This is a genomic window from Microbispora sp. GKU 823, from assembly GCF_002027145.1.
GTDB classification, from domain to species: Bacteria; Actinomycetota; Actinomycetes; order Streptosporangiales; family Streptosporangiaceae; genus Microbispora; species Microbispora siamensis.
This window is the reverse complement of the sequence record NZ_MWJN01000131.1, coordinates 1-22,520: the sequence shown is the minus strand read 5'-3', so window position 1 is coordinate 22,520 and position 22,520 is coordinate 1. Positions and strand designations below refer to the sequence as shown.

Here is a 22,520-nt window from a genome sequence, read left to right as displayed (position 1 = left end):
TCCTCCCACAACACCGGATTGGAGTAGGTCGACGACGGCGGCCACGGCCCACCCGACGGCGACGGCGACGGCGACGGTGAAGGACTCGGAGAGGGCGAGGGGTCGGAGACGCTCCCGACGCGGACAAGTTGCCACTGCTGGTTGTTGCCGCCCCAGTCGGTGTACTGCACGATCCTGCCGCCGTCCGCGGTGGAGGCGTTCTGGACCTCCACGGCCTTGCCGCTGTTGCGGTTGATCAGCCGTACGTAGCCGCCGGACGAGTCGGCGAGCTGGAACTGCTGGTTGGTGCCGTTGTGGTCGCTCCACTGCACGACGTCGGCGGCGTCGGCGGTGGAGAAGTTGTAGACGTCCAGGACCTTGCCGGAGTGGCGTGACTGCAGGCGGTAGTAGCCGCCGCCGGAGTCGACGAAGCGCCACTGCTGGTTGTTGGCGTCGGTGCGGGACCACTGCACGAGCGACCCGCCGTCGGCCGTCGAGAAGTTGGAGACGTCCAGGGCCTTGCCGCTGTTGCGGTTGACCAGGACGTACCAGGCGTTGGTGTCGACGCTCGCCGCCGACGCCGGCGCCACCCAGGTGAGGGCGGTGGCGAGGACGGTCGCGAGCGCCGCCAGCAGACACGTGACGAGGGTGGCCGGCGAGCGTCGCCGGCCACCGCCACGCGAGCGGGGGGTGAGTGCATCTTCTCTCCTGTGAAGGTGGGACACGGCGGGCCGTTCCGTCCGGCGTCGCGGTGGATGCCCGCCTTCGGACGGCGGATTCCGAGCGCGTGCGGATTCTCCGCGGGTGGAGCGACCTCCGGGCCTCCTGGCAGGTCCGAACCTGCGAGTGGTCTCCGGAGGATGGAGCCGGCGAGGCTCCGCCCGTGCTCCGCGGCAGGGCTTGGCCGTGAGGCACGAGCCGGTGCGTCACCGGCGGCGCGGCCGGAGCCGGCTCGTCACATGAGGACGCGCTCGTCGCAGGACGAGCCGGACGGTTCGACAGCAGCTGTTAGCGCTAACATCGAGCAGGAAACGTTCGCTCCTCTCCTCGTGCCGGCGGGAGGTGGTGGTGCGCGGGAGCAAATCCGAGGCGGCGAGCCCCTGTCAAGGCGGCGGCCTCCGCCCGTCGCCGCCGTCACGTCCGCGCAAACGGTCTCATCTGCCACGACACGCCGTGGGCGCCCGGGCCCGTGGTTGTGCGGGATGAAACGTTCATCCAGACCGCGGTCGCGGCGGACCGCCGGCCATGGGGGCAGGAAAGTTACCCCGGCCGTTGACACGTCAGTGCAGCGTACAAGCACCGCCTCGGCCCGACGAGGAGAAAGTTTCCGGAACCGCTCGTGACACCTTCTGGCTGGTTTCCGGACCGACCCCTCAAGGCGGCTTCCTCCTGCCGGGGTCGACGGTGGGCGGCAGTGGAGGCAGGGGCGACAACCCGGACGGCACGCTCGGCGCGGCCCCTAGACTGCTAGACATCCGATGTATGCGGCCTCGTTCGCGAGGAAACACTGGAGGAGGCTCCGTGGCGGTCACGGACGCGGCGATCGACAAGATCAAGCAGATGATCACGTCGGGCGAGCTCGCTCCGGGTGACCGGCTGCCGAAGGAGGCCGATCTGGCCGAACGGCTCGGTCTGTCCCGCAACTCCCTCCGGGAGGCCGTACGCGCCCTCGCCCTGATCAACGTACTCGACGTGCGGCAGGGCGACGGCACCTACGTCACCAGCCTCCAGCCCCACCTGCTCCTTGAGGCGATGTCGTTCGTCGTGGACTTCCACCGCGACGACACCGTGCTGCAGTTCCTGGAGGTACGGCGGGTCCTGGAGCCCGCCGCCACCGCGATGGCCGCGATGAACATGCCGGACGAGGACGTCAAGGAACTCCGCGCCATCCTCGGCGCGCTGCCCGCCGATCCCAGCGTGGAGGAGCTGGTCGCCAACGACCTGCGGTTCCACCAGCACATCGCGGCGGGGTCGGGCAATCCCGTGCTGTGCTCGCTGATCGACAGCCTCTCCGGGCCGACGACGCGGGCCCGGGTGTGGCGCGGCCTCACCCAGGAGGGGGCGCTCGACGACACCCGGGAGCAGCACGTCATGATCTGCGACGCGATCGCGGCCCGGAGGCCGGAGGTGGCCAGGGCGTGGGCCACGGTCCACGTGGCGGGCGTGGAGGAATGGCTCCGCCGCACGCTCTGAAACGGCGCAGTCCCGGGTCGCGCCTCGGCCTGCGGCCCGATGTACGGTGCGCCTGCTCAGGCGGGGCGGCGCCGAGCGCGCCGCCGCCCCCGGCTTCACCGTCGCCTTTTCGGAGCGTTGACGGCGCAGTAGCGCCTATGTAACATCTGGCCAAACTACTGCAATAACTGTGCAAGTCGCGTCAAAACCTTTGCCGTTCACCGCAACACCCTGAGTGCATCGCGTCCGTGCATTCGCCACCGGTGGCCGTGGAGACCGCACGTCCTCCCGCACCGGCCTGCCGTCCCCGTACGAGAGATGGAAGAGCGCGAATGAGGACATCGCACGGACCGTTACGGCTGCTCGCGACCCTGGTCGTCGCCGGCATGCTCACCCTCCTGGCGTGGGTCGTCCCGGCCGCCGCCGCGGGAGGGCCCAACCTGTCGCCGGGCAAGGCGACCCAGGCCAGCAGTTCCACGGCCGGCTATCCCGTGCCGGCCCTCAACGACGGCAACCAGGACACCTACTGGGAGAGCGCCAACAACAGCTTCCCGCAGTGGGCGCAGGTCGACCTCGGCACCGCCAGGAGCGTGGACCGGATCGTCCTCAAGGTGCCCTCGCCGAGCGTCTGGCAGACCCGCACCCAGACGCTCTCGGTGCAGGGCAGCGCGGACGGCTCCGCCTTCAGCACCGTCGTGGCCTCGGCCGGCTACACCTTCGACCCGGCGACCGACAACAAGGTCACCATCGACTTCACCGCCGCGACGCACCGGTTCTGGCGGGTGAACGTCACCGCCAACACCGGCTGGCCCGCCGCGCAGATCTCCGAGTTCGAGATCTACGCGGCGAGCGGCACCGAGGCCGACACCCAGCCGCCGAGCGCCCCCACCAACCTCACCTACACGCAGCCCGCCTCCGGCCAGATCAAGCTCACCTGGAACGCCTCCAGGGACGACGTGGCCGTGACCGGCTACGACGTCTACGCCAACAGCCGGCTACGGGCCAGCGTCGCGGGCGACGTGCTCACCTACACCGACACCCAGCCGGCGTCGGCGACCGTGACGTACGTCGTCCGGGCCAGGGACGCGGCGGGCAACCAGTCGGCCGACAGCAACGCGGTGACCCGCGACGGCACCGGCGACCCCGGCTCCAACCTGGCCATCGGCAAGGAGATGGTCGAGTCGGGCCACGTGTACACGTTCGTCGCGGCCAACGCCAACGACAACAACCCGGCCACCTACTGGGAGGCCGACCCGGGGGCGTATCCCAACACGCTGACCGTCAAGCTCGGCGCCAACGCCACCGTCAGCGCGGTCGTGCTCAAGCTCAATCCCGACCTGGCCTGGGCGACGCGCACGCAGAACATCCAGATCCTGGGCCGCGAGCAGAGTGCGACGACGTACCAGACCCTCAAGCCGGCGGCCGACTACACCTTCAACCCGGCCTCCGGCAACTCCGTGACGATCGATCTGTCCGCGACCGTCGCCGACGTCCAGCTGAGGTTCGCGAGCAACACCGGCGCGCCGGGCGGCCAGGTCGCCGAGTTCCAGGTCATCGGCGTCCCTGCGCCGAACCCCGACCTCACCGTCACGAACCTGTCGTGGACCCCGGCCTCCCCGACCGAGACGGACACGATCACGCTGTCGGCCACGGTCAAGAACGCGGGCACCGCCGCCTCGGCCGCCGACAGCGTGAACCTCTACGTCGGCGGCGCGCTGGCCGGCGCCCCGGCCGTCCCCGCCCTGCCGCCGGGCGGCACCGCGACCGTCACCCATGCCGTCGGCACGCGCGCCGAGGGGACGTACACGGTCAGCGCCAGAGTGGACGCCGACAACACGGTCTTCGAGCAGAACGAGAACAACAACCTGCTGAACGCCTCGTCGTCGCTGGTCGTCGCGCAGGCTCCCGGTCCCGACCTGCAGGTCCTCGGCGTCACCCCCAACCCGCAGAACCCGGCGGCCGGGACACCGGTGACGTTCACGGTGTCGGTGAAGAACCGCGGGACCACCGCCACGGGGGCGACCACGGTCACCCGCGTGGTGGTGGGCGGCACGACGCTCAACGGCTCCACTCCCTCGATCGCCGCCGGGGCCACGGTCTCCGTCGCCGTCGGCGGGAGCTGGACCGCGGCCGACGGCGGCGCGACGATCACCGCCACCGCCGACGCGACCGGCGTCGTCGCCGAGACCAACGAGAACAACAACACGTTCTCGCAGGCCATCGTGGTCGGGCGCGGCGCCGCCGTGCCGTGGGTCGAGTACGAGGCCGAGGCCGCCCGCTACCAGGGCACCCTGCTGGAGGCCGACCCGCTGCGGACGTTCGGGCACACCAACTTCGCCACCGAGTCGTCGGGAAGGAAGTCGGTGCGGCTGAACGGCACCGGTCAGTTCGTCGAGTTCACCTCGACGAACCAGGCCAACTCGATCGTGGTGCGCAACTCCATCCCCGACGCGCCGAACGGCGGCGGCATCGACGCCACGATCAGCCTGTACGTCGACGACGCCTTCGTCCAGAAACTGACGCTCTCGTCCCGGCACAGCTGGCTGTACGGGAACACCGACGACCCCGAGGGGCTGACGAACACGCCGCAGGCCGACGCGCGGCGGCTGTTCGACGAGGCGCACGCCCTGCTGCCGCAGACCTACCCGGCGGGCACGAAGTTCCGGTTGCAGCGCGACGCGAGCGACACCGCGGCCTTCTACGTCATCGACTTCGTCGACCTGGAGCAGGTCGCGCCGCCGGCGAGCCAACCGGCCGGCTGCACCTCGATCACGGCGTACGGCGCGGTGCCCAACGACGGGGTCGACGACACGGCCGCCATCCAGCGGGCGGTGACCGACGACCAGAACGGCGTGATCGGCTGCGTCTGGATCCCGCCGGGCCAGTGGCGGCAGGAGCAGAAGATCCTCACCGACGACCCGCTGAACCGCGGCCAGTACAACCAGGTGGGCATCAGGGACGTCACCATCCGCGGCGCGGGCATGTGGCACTCCCAGCTGTACACCCTGACCGAGCCGCACCTGGCGGGCGGCATCAACCACCCGCACGAGGGCAACTTCGGCTTCGACATCGACGACAACGTCCAGATCTCCGACATCGCCATCTTCGGCTCCGGCCGCATCCGCGGCGGTCCGGGCGGCGCGGAGGGCGGCGTCGGGCTGAACGGCCGGTTCGGCAAGAACACGAAGATCACCAACGTGTGGATCGAACACGCCAACGTCGGGGTGTGGGTCGGCCGCGACTACGACAACATCCCCGCCCTGTGGGGCCCGGCGGACGGGCTGCAGTTCAGCGGCATGCGCATCCGCGACACCTACGCCGACGGCATCAACTTCACCAACGGCACGCGGAACTCGCGGGTGTTCAACTCCTCGTTCCGTACGACCGGCGACGACTCGCTGGCGGTCTGGGCCAACCGGTACGTCAAGGACCCCTCGGTCGACATCGCCCACGACAACAGCTTCGTCAACAACACCATCCAGTTGCCCTGGCGTGCGAACGGCATCGCGATATACGGCGGCTACGGCAACACGATCGAGAACAACCTCGTCTACGACACCATGAACTACCCGGGCATCATGCTGGCGACCGACCACGACCCCCTGCCCTTCTCCGGGCAGACGCTGATCGCCAACAACGCCCTCTACCGCACCGGCGGCGCCTTCTGGGGCGAGAACCAGAAGTTCGGCGCCATCACGCTGTTCGCGGCGACCAGGGACATCCCCGGCGTCACGATCAGGGACACCGAGATCCACGACTCGACCTACGACGGCATCCAGTTCAAGTCGGGCGGCGGCGCGACACCAGGTGTGGCGATCATCAACGTGAAGATCGACAAGTCGAACAACGGCGCCGGCATCCTGGCCCAGAACGGCGCCCGCGGCAGCGCGACGCTGACCGGCGTCACGATCACCGGCTCGGCCAAGGGTGACATCGTGCGCGAGCAGGGCACGAGCTTCGTGATCAACGGCGGATAGCGCGGGACGGAGGCGGCCCGGAGGTCACTCCGGGCCGCCTTTCTCATGCCCTGCGCACCGCAGCTTCACCCCACATCTCTCGGCCGATACATCCGATGCGTCGCCCTCGGATGCGGCGCCTGGCATGCCGGTTACGTCAACACTCCCATCGGGGATACATCCGATCTGCTATGCGCACGACGTCGAGAATTCCCGGGCAAATATGTGCTGATTCCGCTCACGTGTGCCGGATACATCGGATCAGTGTCTTGTTACATAAGGGTTTCGGTGCTATCTCCTTGTCTCAAGGTCAGCCTGTGATCGGAGGAATGTGTGCCTCACCCCTCGTTACGACTCCCCGCCGTCCTCGCGGCCGTCCTCGCGCTGGCCGCGGGTCTCGCCCCGCCCGAGCAGGCGGCCGCCGAACCCGCCCAGCAGGCGGGCGCGCCCGACAACCTGACCCTCTGGTACGACAGGCCCGCCACCGACTGGGAGACCCAGGCGCTGCCGATCGGCAACGGCCCGCTGGGTGCCAAGATCTTCGGCGGCGTGGCGACCGAGCAGCTCCAGTTCAACGAGAAGACCCTGTGGACCGGTGGTCCCGGCTCGCCCGGCTACGACTTCGGCAACTGGAAGACCCCCCGGCCGGACGCCATCGCCGAGGTCCAGCGGCAGATCGACCGCGACGGCAGGATGGCGCCGGACGCCGTGGCCGCCAAGCTGGGCCAGCCCAAGACGGGCTTCGGCGCCTACCAGACCTTCGGCGACCTGTATCTCGACTTCGCCGGCGCGCCCGGGAACCCCACCTCCTACCGTCGCGAGCTGAGCCTGCGCGACGCCGTGGCCCGAGTGAGCTACGCGGCCGACGGCGTCACGTACTCCCGCGAGTACTTCGCCAGCCACCCCGGCAACGTGATCGTCGGCCGGCTCTCGGCCGACCAGGACGGCAAGGTCTCCTTCACGCTGCGGCACACCTCGCCGCGCAGCGACAAGACGGTCACCGCGTCGGGTGGCCGGCTCACCATCCGCGGCGCCCTGTCGGACAACAAAATGAAGTTCGAGGCCCAGGTGCAGGTGATCAACCAGGGTGGCACCCGCACCGACGACGGGGACAAGGTCACCGTCACCGGCGCCGACAGCGCGGTCTTCGTGCTGTCGGCCGGGACCGACTATGCCGGCGACTACCCCGCCTACCGCGGCCCCGACCCGCACGCGAAGGTGACCGCGGCCGTGGACGCCGCGGCCGGCAAGAGCTACGACCAGCTCAAGCAGGCACACCTGGCGGACTACCGCGGCCTGTTCGACCGGGTGAAGCTGGACATCGGCCAGAGCACCCCGGCCGTCCCGACCGACCAGCTGCGCCGCGCCTACACGGGCGGCGGCTCGGCCGACGACCGGGCGCTGGAGGCGCTCATGTTCGCCTACGGCCGCTACCTGCTGATCTCCTCCTCCCGGGCGGACGACCTGCTGCCCGCCAACCTGCAGGGCGTGTGGAACAACTCCACCAGCCCGCCCTGGTCGGCCGACTACCACGTCAACATCAACCTGCAGATGAACTACTGGCTCGCCGAGCAGACGAACCTCGACGAGACCACCCGTCCGTACGACCGGTACGTCTCGGCGATGGTCGCGCCCGGCGCGAAGACCGCCCGGGAGATGTACGGCGCCCGGGGCTGGGTGGTCAACAACGAGACCAACCCGTTCGGCTTCACCGGCCTCCACGACTGGGCCACCTCGTTCTGGTTCCCCGAGGCGGCGGCCTGGACCACCCAGCAGCTGTACGACAGATATCGGTTCACCGGCGACGTGGCCTATCTGCGCGACACCGCCTATCCGGTGATCAAGGGCGCCGCCGAGTTCTGGCTCGACTTCCTGCACACCGATCCGCGTGACGGCACGCTGGTCGTGTCGCCGAGCTACTCGCCCGAGCACGGCGACTTCTCCGCGGGCGCCTCGATGTCCCAGCAGATCGTGCGCGAGGTCCTCACCAACGCGCTCGCCGCCGCGAAGAAACTCGGCGTGGACGAGAACTTCCAGGCGGAGGTGAAGGCGAAGCTCGCCACGCTCGACCCGGGCATCCGCGTCGGCTCCTGGGGCCAGCTCCAGGAGTGGAAGAGCGACTGGGACTCGAAGACCGACGACCACCGGCACGTCTCGCACCTCTACGCGCTGCACCCCGGCAACCAGATCGTCGCCGGAACGCCCGAGGCCGAGGCCGCGAAGGTGTCGCTCGCGGCCCGCGGCGACGGCGGCACCGGCTGGAGCAAGGCCTGGAAGATCAACTTCTGGGCCCGGCTGCTCGACGGCGACCACGCGCTGAAGATGCTCAGCGAGCAGATCAAGACCTCCACCCTCGACAACCTCTGGGACACCCACCCGCCGTTCCAGATCGACGGCAACTTCGGGGCCACCTCGGGCGTGGCGGAGATGCTGGTGCAGAGCCAGCACGACTACGTGCACGTGCTGCCGGCGCTCCCGTCGGCCTGGAAGGACGGCTCGTTCTCCGGCCTGCGCGCCCGCGGCGACGTCACCGTGGACGCGACCTGGAAGGACGGCGCCGCCGACACGATCACCGTGCACCCCGGGAAGAGCGGGCCGATCACGGTGAAGTCCGGCTTCATCGCCGGCCGCTACCGCGTCTACGACGGACGCGGTCACGAGGTCGGCCCGCACCGCGACGGCGACACACTGACGTGGAACGCCACGGCCGGCACGGCGTACACCATCCAGAACGAGGCCGCGATCACCCTCACCGCGCCCGCGGCGACGGGGCCGGACGCCTCCTTCCCCGTCGAGGTCGCCGTGACCGCCACCCGGAAGCGGGCGGTGCCGGCGTCCGACGTGACGCTGACCCTGCCCAAGGGCTGGACGGCGGCCCCCGCCACGGTGCACCTGCCGGCGTCCGTTCCGGGGCGGACGCGGACCGCGACGTTCACGGTCACCAGCGGGCCGGCCGACGGCACCAGAAGCGCGCGGATCACCGCCACGGCGACCGGGGACGACTGGACCGGCAGCGCCGCCGCCACCGTGGCGCTGAACCCCTGCGCCACCCCCTCCGCCGACCGGCCGCTGGTGGCCTGGGACCCCTCCTCCGGCGACACCGTGACCGACGCGTCGGGCAACGGGCGCGACGCGCGGATCGTGGGAGGTGCGGCCTACGACGCCGGCGCGCCGAGCGGCAGCGGGCTGGTCCTGTCCGGCTCGACCTACCTGACCACGGGAAACACGACCCTCGGCTACCTGCCCGAGGCCACCTTCGCCGCCGAGGTCAAGGTGGCGGGCAGCGGCTACCGGCGGCTGTTCGACTCCCAGCCCTCCGGCAACCCCGGCACCGACGGGATCATCGTCGACCTGACGCCGTCGAACACGCTGCGGTTCATCGGAGCCGGCCTGAACGTGGGGATCAACACGACCATCCCCGCCGGCCGCTGGATCGACCTGGTCGTCACCCTGGCCAAGGGCGGGGCCATCGACGTCTACGTCGACAGCGTACGGGTGGCCGGAGGCCAGGCGACCGGCGACGGCATCACCGGCTGCACGTCCCGCCCGCTGCGCTTCGCGGCGGACCAGGGCGGCGGCCAGCGGCTGTCCGGCGCGGTCGACCGGATGGCCATCTTCGCCAGGAGGCTCTCGCCCGACCAGGTGAAGACCTGGCGAGACCTCGCTTTCCGACACCCGGCCTTCTGACGCCTGACGAACGGGCTCCGGGGCGCGCCGCCCCGGAGCCCGTTCCGCGCGACCGGCCTTCGGTCAGCGGCCGTACACCTCCAGTTCGTACACCCGAGCGGCCCGGTCGCCGTCGCCGGTCGGGGTCAGGACGTCGAGCCGGACGTACCGCGCCGTCACCGGCGTGATCGCGTGGGTGGTCACGTCGGCGGTGTTGCCACGGACCGACGCCACGGTCGTCCAGGTGGTGCCGTCGATGCTCGTCCGCAGGTCGAAGTCGCGGGTGTTCCAGCTCGCCTTCTCCCCGCCCGCCCCGGCGTGCCGGACGACGAGGCGGCCCACGGTCACGGCGGAGCCCAGGTCGAGGCGCAGCCACTTGGCGGCGCCGAGCGAGCACCACTTGTCGCCGATGCCGCCGGTCCAGCTTCCGTTGACCGCCTTCGCGGGGCCCTCGGACGGCGCGCAGGCGCTGTCCGCAGTGGCGGGCCGGTTGAGCGCGAGGTTGGCCGGCGACCCGGCCCGCCGGTTCTCGAACTCCGTCGTCCAGTACTTCGTCCGGTCGAGGTAGGCCGTCTCGGCCGCCGCGCCGGTCCTGCCGTACGCGCCCTCGTAGGTCTGGTAGCCGTACCCGGCCGGCGGCGTGCCGGACGCCGGCTCGATCACGCTGCCCTCGTGCCACTCGTTGAAGGAGGTGATGGAGACCCACGTCGGCAGCCCGCCCGTCGCGGGGTCGAGCGCGTTCGCCCATTCCTTGTCGTACGTCGCGCCGTTCGCCCGGCCGAGCGTGGGCGTGGTGTTGCCGGGTACGGCCCGGTCGTCGACGTACCCGGGGCCGATCGACGGCGCCCAGACGAGCCCATGCTGCTTGGCGTAGTCGGAGGCGTTCTTCCAACCGGGGGCCGTGGCGCCCGCGATGGCGTCGTAGGTGTACATGCCGGAGAAGTGCGCGATCTTCGTGGTGTCGGTGGTCTGCGCCAGGACGATGTTGTCCCGGTTCACCTGGTCGAGCGCCGACCAGTCGGCGACGCGCAGGCTCTCGAAGACGTAGAACGCCGGCCGGTTCCCCTGGTCGGCGGCCCGGTAGAAGGCCGGGTGGCCGCCGTATGTCGCGTCGATGTAGCGGATGTCGGCGACGGTCGAGTCGGCGGTGCGGCCCTCGTACGGCTCGAGGTGCCAGGCCACCTTGAGTCCCTGCGCCTGGGCGGCGTCCAGGACCTGCCTGACCAGGGTGTCCTCGTAGCTGCCCCTTCCCCACCAGCTGTAGACCAGCACGCCCACTCCGGCCTGCCGGATCCACTTCATGTGCTGGGCGACCGTCCCTGCGACGTCGCCCGAGTCGTACGCGCCCAGCGCGGGGTACAGGTCGGAGCCGATGTCGGCGGGCGGGGTGTGGCCGCCCTGCTGCCAGTGCCGCCAGCTCCCGTTCACCGAGGGCGAGCCGTACCAGGGGTAGTAGAAGATGTGGGTGTTCGCCGACAGGTCGGGGGCCGCCGCCCGGGCGGGCGAGACAGGCAGGCCCAGCAGGCCGGCGGCGAGCAGGAGCGCCAGGACGATGCGTCTCATCACGCCGTCACCTCGTGACCGTGAAGGAGTCGAGGTCGAACAGGTAGTTGCCGCCGCTTCCCGTGAAGACGAGGTACAGCGGGCCCGAGGCCGACCCGGTCAGCGTCCCCGAGACCGTCCGGAAGGTGTCCCAGCTCCCGGTCACCGGCACGTTCACCGACCCCAGCAGCGTCCCCGTCGCCGAACCCGAACGGACCTGGATCGTCCCACCGGAGCCCGCCGAGGACACCCGCGCGCCGAACGACTTCAGGCCCGAGGTGCTCACGCCCGAGTACGCGGCCCAGTCGCCGTTGTTGATGTACCCCACCGTCCTGCCGCCGCTCGCCCCGGCGTGGTCGGCGGGCTGGACGCCGGACTGCGAGGTGTACGCCTCCCCTTCGACGGTCGTCGTGGCCGACGTGGTGAGCGAGAACGTGTCCACGTCGAACAGGGAACCGGATCCGCCGGTGAAGACCAGGTACAGCGGGCCGGAGGCCGAGCCGGTCAGCGTGGTCGAGACGGTCGTGAAGGTGTCCCAGCTACCGGTCACCGGGACGGTGACCGAGCCGAGCAGGGTGCCGGTTGGGGAGCCGGACCGGACCTGGATGGTGCCGCCCGCTCCGGCGGAGGACACCCGGGCGGTGAACCCGGTCGCGCCCGCCGTGCCGACCGAGGCGTATCCCACCCAGTCGCCGTTGTCGATGAACCCGACGGTCGTGCCGCCGCTGGCGGTGCCGTGAGAGGCGGGCTGGACGCCCGACTGGGAAGTGTAGGACTCCGCTTCGATCGTCCCGCCGCCCGGACCGCCGCTGGGGGGAGCGCAGTCGGCCTGCACCGCTCCGGCCGCGTACCTGATGCCGCCGAGCAGCAGGCTGCGGAAGTTCGGCTCCGTGTAGGACTCGGCGGTGTGGCCGAGACCGGTGTAGAACGCGCGGCCGGACGCCTGCGGGTGGCACCAGGTGATCGGGTGGTCGCCCATGGTGCCGCCGCTGTAGCTGGACTCGTCCAGGCTCTGCAGCACGTGCACGTTGGGCCGTGGGTTGGTGCGGTAGTTGTACCACTCATCGGTCCGCGTCCACGTCGCCGGCAGGCCGGAGGTCGCGGGATGTGCGGTGTCCTCGGTCTTGACGTTCGCCTGCTGGATGGAGGGATGGCTGTCGAACCAGGCGCCCGTCAACTGGCCGTAGTAGGGCCAGTCGTACTCGGTGTCGGCGGCGGCGTGCACGCCCACGTAGCCGCCCCCGCCGTCGACGTACGACTGGAAGGCGGCCTGCTGGGCGGCGTCGAGCACGTCGCCGGTGGTGCTGAGGAACACCACGGCCCTGTATTGCGCGAGATTGCTCGAGGTGAACGCGCCGGCGTCCTCGGTCGCGTTCACCTCGAAGTCTCCTGCGGCGCCCAGGTCGCGGATGGCCTGGACGCCCGCGGGGATGGAGTCGTGCCGGAACCCGGCCGTCTTGGAGAAGACGAGCACCTTGAAGGCGGCGGCCTCGGCGGGCACGGCGGGGATGGCGGTGGCGGCGGCGGTGGCGAGCACCGCCGCGGCGAGCATCAGACGTCGCAGCATGGGGGGTCCTTCCGCCGGGTCACTTGGTGATCGTGAAGGTGTCGATGTCGTACAGGTAACCGGTGCCGCTGCCGGTGAAGACGAGGTACAGCGGGCCCGAGGCCGAGCCGGTCAGCGTCCCCGAGACCGTCTGGAAGGTGTCCCAGCTCCCGGTGACCGGCACGTTCACCGACCCCAGCAGCGTCCCCGTGGCGGAGCCGGAGCGGACCTGGATGGCGCCTCCCGAGCCGGCGGAGGACACCCGGGCGCTGAAGCCCTTCGCGCCGGCCGTGCCGATCGACGAGTAGCCCGCCCAATCGCCGTCGTTGATGTACCCCACCGTCCTGCCGCCGCTCGCCCCGGCGTGGTCGGCCGGCTGGACGCCCGACTGCGAGGTGTACGCCTCGCCCTCGACCGTCTGGCTGGTGGAGGTGGAGGCGTCGAAGGTGAAGGCGTCCAGGTCGAGCAGGTTGCCCTGGCCGGTCACCCCGCGGAAGACGAGGTACAGCGTGGTCGTGCCGGTGGGCGCGCCGCTGAGGGGTGCGGAGACCTCGGTGAAGGTGTCCCAGCCTCCGGTGTTCGGCACGGTCACGGTGCCGAGCAGCGTGCCGGTCGCCGAGCCGGTCCGCACCTCGATCCGGCCGCCGGGGCCGCCGGACGACACCCGGGCGGTGATCCTCGTCGCGTTGCCCGGCGCGTACGGCTGGAAGGAGATCCAGTCGCCGTCGTCGGTGAAGCCGACGGTCTTGCCGCCCTCGGCGCCGCCGTGGTCGGCGGTCTGGACGCCCTGCTGGGCGCCGAAGTGCTCGGCCTGCCGGTGGCGCGGCTGCAGGACGCGCTTGCTGTGTGCGGTGAGCCCGGCGGAGTCGGTGTAGCTCGCGTCGAAGACGCCGTAGATGTTGGCCGCGGCGTCGTGCTCGCCGTCCGTCGGCACCTGGATGCTCCCCGAGCAGCCGGTCTTGGAAGTGATCTGGTGCTCATGGCTGTCGTGCCCGAGCAGGTAGGTCACGGTGACCTTGGAACAGTCGATCGTGCCGTCTTCGGGGTCGCTCACCTGCACCTGGAACGGCACGGTGTCGCCGAACGCGAACAACTGCCCGTCCGCGGGGGTGGTCAGCGACACGGTCGGCGCGGTGTTGCCGGCGGTGATCAGCACGTCGGCCGTCCCGGTCAGGCCCTGCGGGTCCCTGACGGTCAGCGTCGCCGTGTAGGTGCCCTTGGTCGTGTACGTGTGCGCCGGATTGGCCTCGGTCGAGGTGCCGCCGTCCCCGAAGGCCCACGAGTAGGTCAGCGCGCCGCCCTCCGGGTCGGAGCTGCCGGCCGAGGAGAAGGTGACCGCCAGCGGCGTCGGGCCCGAGGTCCTGTTCGCCGACGCCTTGGCGACCGGGTTGCGGTTGCTCCCGCCGATGTACTCGATCCGGTAGAGCGCCTGGTTGTTGCTCCCGGTGCCGTAGTCGAGCACGTAGAGGGCGCCGTCGGGGCCGAAGGCCATGTCCATGACCTGCGTGCCGGTCCAGGGGAAGGCGGAGATCTCCCCGGGCGAGCCGTCGCTCTTCACCTCGATCGCCTTGATCCACCGCCTGCCGTACTCACCCGCGAAGAAGCGGCCGTTCAGGGAGGAGGGGAACTTGACGCTGGAGTTGAGACCGGCGTCGTAACGGTAGACCGGGCCGCCCATCGGCGACTCCGACCCGCTGCCGAACTCCGGCGGCGATCCGGCGTCGCCGTCGTACCTGATCCAGCTCGGCTTGGCCGGGGGCAGCTTGGCGAGGCCGGTGTTGCGGAAGGAGTCGTTGGTGGGCCCGCTGGCACAGTCGTACTTGGCGCCGGAGGGGCCGCTCGGGAAGGTGTACTCGTTGTAGGTCTCCGCGGTGGTGTTCGTCCCCGTGCAGTACGGCCAGCCGTAGTTGCCCGGACCGGTGATCCGGTCGAACTCCACCTGCCCGCCCGGCCCGCGGTTGGGGTCGCTCACCCCCGCGTCCGGCCCGTAGTCGCCCAGGTAGACGATGCCGGTGGCCTTGTCGACGGACATCCGGAAGGGGTTGCGGAAGCCCATCGCGTAGATCTCGGGCCGCGTCTTCGCCGTGCCCGGTGGGAAGAGGTTGCCGCTGGGGATCGTGTACGTGCCGTCGGGCTGCGGCTTGATGCGCAGGACCTTGCCGCGCAGGTCGTTGGTGTTACCCGACGAGCGCTGCGCGTCGAACTGCGGGTTGCGGTCGGTGCGCTCGTCCAGCGGGGAGTAGGCGTTCGACTCGAAGGGGTTGGTGTCGTCGCCGGTGGTCAGGTAGAGGTTGCCGGCCGCGTCGAAGTCGATGTCGCCGCCGACGTGGCAGCACTGTCCGCGGTCGTTGGGGACGACGAGGACGACCTTCTCGCTGGCCATGTCGAGCGTGTCGTCCGCCTTCAGGGTGAACCGGGACAGGTGCAGCTCGCCCTTCCACTGGTCGAACTGCGCCTGGGTGCCGTTCGTCGGCGCGTCGCCGTCCGGAGTGGTGAGCCGGGGCGAGTAGTACAGCCAGATGTAGCGGTTGGCGGCGAAGCCCGGGTCTGCCGCCACACCCTGCAGGCCCTCCTCGTCGTGGGTGTAGACGTTGAGCTTGCCCGCCACCTTGGTGGTGCCGTTCGCGTCGGTCACGCGCACCGTGCCGTCGCGGGCCGTGTGCACGACCGACCGGTTCGGGAGGACCGCCAGCGACATGGCCTCGCCGAGCTCCGCTCCCCCAGCCGCGAGGGCGACCTGCTGGTAGTCGGAGGCCGGGATGGTCAGCGCGTTCGCCTCGGGAGCGGTCAACACGACGGCTCCCGGGGTGATCAGCGCCAGCGTGGCCAGTTTCGTCAGCCACGGACGTCGGGACATGGGGACTCTTCCTTCCTGACCTGAAGACTCATGTCAGGCAAGGCGCGCGCCGCCGCGCTGTTGCCCTTGTGCCGGTGAGGGGTGCCGCCCCTGTTTCTCTCCTCCGCTGTTCTGTCCGGTTCTTGCGGAGAACTGTAGAGGAATTTACCGGTTTCTAACACAGGTGGTATCCGTCTGTCACCCCCCGCGTCCGAGCATTCGGTCGTCAGCCCTTGAGCGCGCCGACGAGGCCGTTGACGAAGTAGCGCTGCAGGAACAGGAACAGCGCGACGACGGGCAGGACGATGATCAGGGACGCCGCCATCACCTCGTTGTAGCGGGGCACCTCGCTTGATATCAGCGACTCCAGCCCGATCGGCAGGGTGTAGCGGGAGGGGTCGGACAGCGACACGCGCGACAGCAGGTACTCGTTCCACGTCGGCACGGCCGTGAGCACGGCGACGGTGACGTGCGCCGGCCTGGCGAGGGGCAGGTAGACGGACAGGTAGATGCGCAGGTCGCCCGCCCCGTCGCAGCGCGCGGCGTCGCGCAGCTCCCCCGGCACGGCACGGAAGGAGTTGGTCAGCAGCAGCACCGTGAGCGGCGCCGTGCCGTTCACGAACGGCAGGACCAGCCCGAGGTGTGTGCCGAGGATGCCGAGGTGCTTCTCCAGCACGACCACCGGCAGCAGCATCGTGATGCCGGGGACGAACAGCAGCGAGACGAACATCCAGAACAGCGCCCGCCGCCCCGGGAAGTCGAGCACGGCGAAGGCGTAGGAGGCCAGGCTGTAGACCACGAGCACGCCCGCGACCGTCAGCCCGGTGACCTTCAGGCTGTTGAGGAAGTAGTCGAAGAAGTGGAGCCGGCTCCAGGTGGACGTCAAGGTGGCGAGGGTCGGCGCCTCGGGGATCAGCCCGCCGCCGCGCAGGATCTCCAGCCGGTCCTTGAAGGCACCCGACACCATCCACAGGAACGGGTAGAGGCTGACCAGGGCGTAGCCGGCCAGCCCGGCGTACGCCAGGAGCCGGGCCGTGCGGGAGCCGCTCATCGCACCGTCCTGATCATCGCACCGCCCTGAGCAGCCGCGCGTTCACGAGCGTCAGCAGCAGCGCCGCCGCGAACAGCAGCCAGCCGAGCGCACTGGCCAGTCCCAGGGTCTGGGCCAGGCCCTTGAAGAACGACAGCCGGTAGGCCATCAGTCCGAGGACGTCGCTGTGCCCGCCCGGCCCGCCGCGCGTCATGACCAGGAAGACCTGGAAGCCGTGCAGCGCGTCGCGGATGCCGAGCAGCACGATCGCGGCCGTGATCGGCCGCAGCAGCGGCCAGGTCACGTGGCGCAGCACATGACGCGGCGCGGCCCCGTCGAGTTGCGCCGCCTCGGGCAGGTTCGGGTCGATCGCCTGCAGGCCGCTCAGGTAGAGCAGGGTCGCGACCGGCACGCTCGACCAGACGAGGACGACGATCAGGGTCGGCAGCGCGGTCGAGGGGTTGCCGAGGAAGCCCTGCGGCTGCGCGAGCGATCCCAGGCCGGTGGCCCGCAGCAGGAGGTTCACCGCCCCGTCGGGCTCCAGGACGTAGCGCCAGGCGAAGTAGACGGCGATGCCCGTGGTCACGTACGGCAGGAAGTACACCGTGCGGAACACGGCGCGCAGGCGCCCCACGGAGTTCAGCGCGACCGCCAGCGGCAGCGCGATCCCGACCGTCAGCAGGGGCACGGCCACCATGACCTGCAGCGTGTGTCCGGCGGCCCGGCGCAGCTCGGCCGCGAGGACGGGGTCGGCGTAGAGCAGGTCGAGGTAGTTCCGCACACCGACCCAGATCCAGCGAGGGGTGAAGCCGTTCCACTTGGCGAAGCTGAGCGCGAGCCCGCTCGCGATGGTGTAGACCCCCATCAGCAGGAACAGCGCGACGGCGGGCAGGACGAAGGCCACGCCGGTCAGCCGGGACGACCACCGGCGGGCGCCGCCGGACGCGCCCGCCGCGGTCTTCCGGGTGCGCTCCCTCAGCGTGAGGACGCTCATCCGGTGGCCTTCCACATCGAGGCCATGGCCTTGTCGAGCTCGGCCCCCGCCTGCCCGGGCGTCAGCTCCCCGAGCGGGCTCAGCCGCACCATGACGTCCCCCGGCTTGACCTGGTCGTAGTCGGACGGCTGGAAGCTCACGTCCGCGGCGTCGTACGCGCCGGCCGGCGGCCCGCTGAAGAACTTCTGCATGGCCGCGAGGTCGGGGCCGACCAGCGACTCGGCCTGCGCCCCGAGGTCGGTGGCGGGCAGGTCGAGGGACTTCCTGGCGACGGCGCCGGAGCCGGCCGGCGAGGTGAGCCAGTCGATCCACCGGACGGCGGCCCCGCGGTCCTTCGCGGTCGCCGTCAGGCCGAGCCCGGTCAGCGCGAGCGGCGACATCGAGATCTCCTTGTTCACTCCCCCGGCCGGCGGCGGGACGGGGAAGGTGAGCAGCTCGGCGGGGGACACGCCGTTCTGCGCGAGGAACGCCAGGGTGAAGGTCCCGCCGACGTCGAAGGCGGCCTTGCCCTGGGCGAAGGCGATGTCGGCCTCGTCGATGCCCAGGGTGGTCGCGCCGGGCATCCAGTACGGCGTCAGCCTGCTGTAGAGCTCCAGCGTCTCGACCCCTTCCGGCGAGGCGAAGCCCCGGGCCGCGCCCTTGGCCCACAGTGCGTGGAATCGGTCCCGTCCGAGGTAGGAGTGCGCGAGCGGCTGGTAGATCCAGTTGAAGCCGGTCTGGCTGACCTTCAGGCCGAGGGCCAGGCCGCCCTGCCGCGGATCGCGGGCCGTGGTGGCCTTCAGCGCGTCGAGGAAGTCCTCCCAGGTCTTCGGCGGCGTGCCGGGGGCGAGCCCGGCCGCCTTGAGCTTGTCCTTGTGCGCGTACACGATGCCGAAGGCGCCGGCCGTGAACGGCACGCTGAACCGCTGCCCGGCCGTGGCGTTCTTGAACGGGGAGTCGGCGGCCGCCTGGTCGATGCGCTGCCGGGTCAGCACGCCGCTCTCCCGGGTGGTCGGCAGGAGCCGCTGCTTCCATGCCTCGGTGACGTCGTCCCGGATGTCCTGCAGCAGGCCGGAAGCGCCCATCTCGAGGTCTTCGCCGCCGGAGTGCACCTCGAGCACGTCGGGCAGCCCGCCCGTCTGCGCGGCGCTCTGCACCTTGCTCACGAAGACGTCGTCGGGGGTCACCGCCTCGACCTTGACGGCGATCCCGGTCTCCTTGGTGAACTGCGCGGCCGCCGTCGTCAGGGCCTCCGCGTGGGACTTCTTGAACGTCCACATCGTCAGCGTCCGGTCACCTCCCCGGGTCGGCTCGCCGGTGTCGCCCGTGCAGCCCGCCGCGGCGACCGCCGCCGCGAGCACGAGCGCGGGTGCGAGCAGGCGGCGGAGCCGCCCGCGTGCCACGTCCATGGATCTTCCTCTCTCCGTCGGCCTGTCCGTCCCCGCCCGGGCCCGCCGCCCGGCCGCCCGGTGCCGCTTCCGGGCCGGCGGACAGGGGCTCCCCGCGATCCGCGGGGATGGTGTCCGGGTGGGCGACGTCGTCTCCGGGTGCCGCCGGAGGTGCACGTCACGCCTGGTTCTCGTCGTCGAGAGCGTCGTGCAAATCGTTAAGACTGATCCCGAAAGTCGCACGGGACCATCCGGGTGTCAAGGGCCGGATCAGGCGGAGCCACGTCGCACGAGGCGGGCGGGGATGACCACCTCCGCGGACGGCCCGGCGCCGCCCGACAGCCGGTCGAGCAGCCGCCGCGCGCACGCCCGGCCGATCTCCCTGGCGGGGTTGGCCATGGTCGTGAGGCCGGGCACGACCATGGCGGCCGCCTCGATGTCGTCGAACCCCATGACGGCGAGGTCCTGCGGGACGCGCAGGCCGCGGGCGCGGGCGGTGTCCAGCGCGCCGATGGCCATGACGTCGTTGGCGCACAGCACGGCGTCCGGCGGGTCCGGCAGGTCGAGCAGCGCGGCGGCGCCCCGGGCGCGCCCGCGCGGTCGAAGTCGGTGTGCACGACCAGGCTCGGGTCGGGGGGCGTCCCGGCCGCCGCGAGAGCGGCCCGGTAGCCGGCGACGCGCTCGGCGGCCGGCCCCTCGGCCGCGGGCCCGCTGACGAAGCCGATTCGCCGGTATCCCCACCTCCAGGAGGTGGCGGGCCGCCTCGCCCGCCCGCGCCTTCGTCGTCGCTGCGCACGACGTCGACGCCGTGCTGCGCGAGCCTGCCGCCGAGCCGTACGACGGGGATGCCGGCCTCGATTGCGGGCGCCAGGTCCTCGGCGTGGGTGTGGAACACGGCGAACGCCAGCCCGTCGACCTGCCGGGCGATCATCCGCTCGATCGCGGCCCGCTCCCTGCGCCGGTCGCCGTCGGTGTTGCTGATGATCTGCTCGTAGCCCGCGGCGCCGAGCACGTCCTGCATGCCGCGGGCGAGCGCCGGATAGAACGGGTTGGTGATGTCGGGGATGGCCAGCCCAATCGTCTGGCTCCTGCTGGTGCGCAGGCCGCGGGCGAGCGCGTTCGGCCGGTAGCCGAGCTGCTCGATCGCCTCGAGCACCCGCCGCCGGGTGTCCTCGGCGACCGGGCGGCGGCCGTTGAGCGCGTGGGAGACGGTCGTCGCGCTCACCCCCGGCGAGCCGCGCCACGCCCCGGATGCTCGGCCGCTGCCCCCTCGCCGCCGGAGAGCCCGGGGCGGGCTCGGCGGGGGTTTCCCCTGCGGGAGTCACGGGGCCTCGATCCCGCCGTCCGGCCGCCTCACCCGCGCCGCCCAGCGCTCGTGCAGGTGGGTGAGCGGGGGATGCCGGGCGGCCGCGGCCTCGTCGACGTCGATACCCCATCCGGGCCGCTCGCTGGGGTAGAGGTAGCCGTTCACCGGGCTGATGGTCCCGGGGAAGACCTCGTGCACCGCCTCGGGGTAGACGTGCCCCTCCTGGATCTGGAACGCCGGGGACGTGACGTCGAGAGCCACGTTGGCCGCCGCGCCGATCGGTGACACGTCCGCGGGCGCGTGCCAGGCCGTGCCCACCCCGGTCAGCTCGCACAACGCCACCAGCTTGCGCGCCGGGGTGAGGCCGCCGACCGCGGAGACGTGCAGGCGCAGCAGGTCGACCCCACCGCCCCTGACCAGGCGGGCCGCGTCGGCGACCGATGCGACCTGTTCCCCCGCCGCGATCGGCATCGGCGCCGCCTCGCGCACCTCCGGCAGCCGGTCGTACAGCTCCGGCGGGATCGGATCCTCCAGGAAGAACAGGCGGTACGGCTCGAGCGCCCGCGCCAGCGCCACGGCCTGTTTGACGGTGAGCCGGGAGTGCACGTCGTGCATCAGGCCGGGATCCTCCCCCAGCTCGGCCCGGGCCCGCTCGAACAGCTTCGGGGTCTCCCGCAGGTAGCGCTGCACGTCCCAGCCGTCCGGGTACGGCGAGGCGGGATAGCCGCCCGGAGATCCGGGCGCGCCGTAGTTCCCGAGCCCGGGCGCCCCCCGTCTGCAGCCGGACGTGGCGGTAGCCCTCCGCCAGGATCGCGGCCGCGTGCTCGATCGTCTCCTCCACGGTCGCCCCGCCCGCGTGCAGGTAGGTGTCGGCCGCCGCGCGCACCCTGCCGCCGAGCAGCTCGTACACCGGCATGCCGGCCCGCTTGCCGGCGATGTCCCACAGCGCCTGGTCCACCCCTGACAGCGCGCTGTTGAGCACCGGCCCGCCGCGCCAGTAGGAGGACAGGTGGACCATCCGGGTGATGTCCTCGATGTCGGCGGGGTGCCTGCCGGTCAGCATCGGCCCGACGTGCCGGTCCACCGCGGCCGCCACGGCGTGGAAGCGCTGGGTGAAGGTGGCGCAGCCCAGGCCGTAGAGACCGGGGTCGCTGGTGTCGACGCGGACGACGACCAGCGGCACCCCTTCGGGGGCCGTCACGATCGACCGGACCGCGGTGATCCGCAGGCCGTCGCGGGCCGGCCAGGGGGCCTGCGTCTCCGGCATGACCGCCGCGCCGTCGAGGGGGCGGGTCACGACGCCTCCCCGGCCGGAACGGGCTCGTACAGGTGCTCGGCGGTGAAGCCGAGCAGGGTCTCGGCCGCCGTCAGGTCCACCGGCGCGGTCCTGCCGGGCAGCGGGGCGCGCCGTTCCACGGCCGGGTGGAAGCGGGCGAGCAGGTCCTCCGTCCGCTGCGGGGCGAGCGTCACGGGAGCGGTCACGAAGACGACCCGGAAGCCCTCGACCGGCCGGACCAGCGACAGCCAGGCGGCCCGTGCCGCGTCGCGGGTGTCCAGGTAGGTCCACAGCTCGCTCGCGCCGCGCCCCGGGTCCTCGGCGTATCCGGCCGCCCTCTCGTCCAGCTTGTCCCCGGGACCGCCGAGCAGCGGGTAGCGCAGCGCGACGACCGTCATGCCGTGGCGGCGGGCCATCATGGCGGCGGTCGTCTCGTCCACCTGCTTCGACAGCCCGTACGGATCCTCCACCTGCAACGGCAGGGCCTCGTCCACCGGCACGTACGCCGGGTGGAGCGGCCGCGCCGCCCACGGCAGGCCGAGGGCGCTGAAGCTGCTCGCGACGACGGCCCGGCGGACGCCGGCCGCGCCCGCCTCCTCCAGCACGACGAACGTCGCCCCCACGTTGCCCAGGAACACCTCCTCCGGGGTGCCGAGGGTGGGTGCGGGGATCGCCGCGAGGTGGATCACGGCGTCGACGCCGTCGAGCGCCTCGCGCACCGCCTCCGGGTCGTCGGCGCGCCGGCGACGACGCGGTCCGCCCTCAGGTCGCCGGGATCGCGCAGGTCCAGTGCGCTGGCCGGCACGCCCTCCCGGGCGAGCAGGTCGAGCGTCGCACGGCCACCGCCGCG

At 71.5% G+C, this 22,520-nt stretch carries 13 protein-coding genes and 2 pseudogenes; 3 read left to right on the top strand and 12 right to left on the bottom strand.

Going from position 1 to position 22,520, the window contains the following annotated elements; translation table 11 throughout:
* On the bottom strand, positions 1–704 hold a 704-nt coding region (locus tag B1L11_RS39850), incomplete at its 3' end, for an RICIN domain-containing protein (RefSeq protein ID WP_256863288.1).
* A 796-nt stretch (positions 705–1,500) separates the two neighbouring features.
* On the opposite strand from B1L11_RS39850, the gene B1L11_RS39845 reads away from it, so the two are divergent.
* From B1L11_RS39845 to B1L11_RS39835, 3 genes are all read left to right on the top strand, one after another.
* On the top strand, positions 1,501–2,172 hold the full coding sequence (locus tag B1L11_RS39845) for a FadR/GntR family transcriptional regulator (protein ID WP_079320406.1): 672 nt from the start codon (positions 1,501–1,503) through the stop codon (positions 2,170–2,172).
* A 311-nt stretch (positions 2,173–2,483) separates the two neighbouring features.
* A complete protein-coding gene (locus B1L11_RS39840; RefSeq protein WP_079320405.1) occupies positions 2,484–6,128 on the top strand; it encodes a CARDB domain-containing protein in 3,645 nt (1,214 codons plus the stop codon).
* Between the two features lie 312 nt (positions 6,129–6,440).
* Positions 6,441–9,794: a glycoside hydrolase N-terminal domain-containing protein gene (locus B1L11_RS39835; RefSeq protein ID WP_179155540.1), complete on the top strand. Its 3,354-nt coding sequence runs from the start codon at positions 6,441–6,443 to the stop codon at positions 9,792–9,794.
* Between the two features lie 63 nt (positions 9,795–9,857).
* On the opposite strand, the gene B1L11_RS39825 is transcribed toward B1L11_RS39835, so the two are convergent.
* The 11 genes and pseudogenes from B1L11_RS39825 to B1L11_RS39780 form a co-directional block, all read right to left on the bottom strand.
* Positions 9,858–11,336, bottom strand: coding sequence for a discoidin domain-containing protein (locus tag B1L11_RS39825; RefSeq protein ID WP_218671603.1), 1,479 nt, complete (start codon positions 11,334–11,336; stop codon positions 9,858–9,860).
* A 7-nt stretch (positions 11,337–11,343) separates the two neighbouring features.
* Complete coding sequence (locus tag B1L11_RS53140; protein WP_079320404.1) at positions 11,344–12,882, bottom strand: ThuA domain-containing protein; 1,539 nt, start codon at positions 12,880–12,882, stop codon at positions 11,344–11,346.
* A gap of 19 nt (positions 12,883–12,901) precedes the next feature.
* Entirely contained in the window at positions 12,902–15,718 is a 2,817-nt protein-coding gene (locus B1L11_RS39815; RefSeq protein ID WP_079320403.1) for a carbohydrate-binding protein, read from the bottom strand.
* 205 nt (positions 15,719–15,923) lie between these two features.
* Positions 15,924–16,748 carry a carbohydrate ABC transporter permease gene (locus tag B1L11_RS39810; RefSeq protein ID WP_079320402.1) on the bottom strand — a complete coding sequence of 275 codons (825 nt, stop codon included), beginning with the start codon at positions 16,746–16,748 and terminating at the stop codon, positions 15,924–15,926.
* A 13-nt stretch (positions 16,749–16,761) separates the two neighbouring features.
* The gene (locus B1L11_RS39805) at positions 16,762–17,721 is read right to left on the bottom strand and encodes a carbohydrate ABC transporter permease (RefSeq protein WP_079320401.1); all 960 of its coding nucleotides are present in this window, start codon (positions 17,719–17,721) and stop codon (positions 16,762–16,764) included.
* Complete coding sequence (locus B1L11_RS39800; protein ID WP_079320400.1) at positions 17,718–19,109, bottom strand: ABC transporter substrate-binding protein; 1,392 nt, start codon at positions 19,107–19,109, stop codon at positions 17,718–17,720. The genes B1L11_RS39805 and B1L11_RS39800 overlap by 4 nt, the downstream gene beginning before the upstream one ends.
* 249 nt (positions 19,110–19,358) lie before the next feature.
* Positions 19,359–19,829 carry a substrate-binding domain-containing protein gene (locus B1L11_RS53135; RefSeq protein ID WP_372974773.1) on the bottom strand — a complete coding sequence of 157 codons (471 nt, stop codon included), beginning with the start codon at positions 19,827–19,829 and terminating at the stop codon, positions 19,359–19,361.
* Positions 19,830–19,917: 88 nt separating this feature from the next.
* Positions 19,918–20,313 (bottom strand): annotated as a pseudogene (locus B1L11_RS55585) (LacI family DNA-binding transcriptional regulator); the annotation flags it as partial.
* A gap of 96 nt (positions 20,314–20,409) precedes the next feature.
* Positions 20,410–21,084 (bottom strand): enolase C-terminal domain-like protein, encoded by a 675-nt coding sequence (locus tag B1L11_RS49075; RefSeq protein WP_218671602.1) that lies wholly within the window; start codon positions 21,082–21,084, stop codon positions 20,410–20,412.
* Positions 21,085–21,298: 214 nt separating this feature from the next.
* Positions 21,299–21,661, bottom strand: a pseudogene (locus B1L11_RS55580) (hypothetical protein); the annotation flags it as partial.
* Positions 21,662–21,687: 26 nt separating this feature from the next.
* The coding region (locus B1L11_RS39780) for an NAD(P)-dependent oxidoreductase (RefSeq protein WP_218671601.1) at positions 21,688–22,520 on the bottom strand (833 nt) is incomplete at its 5' end.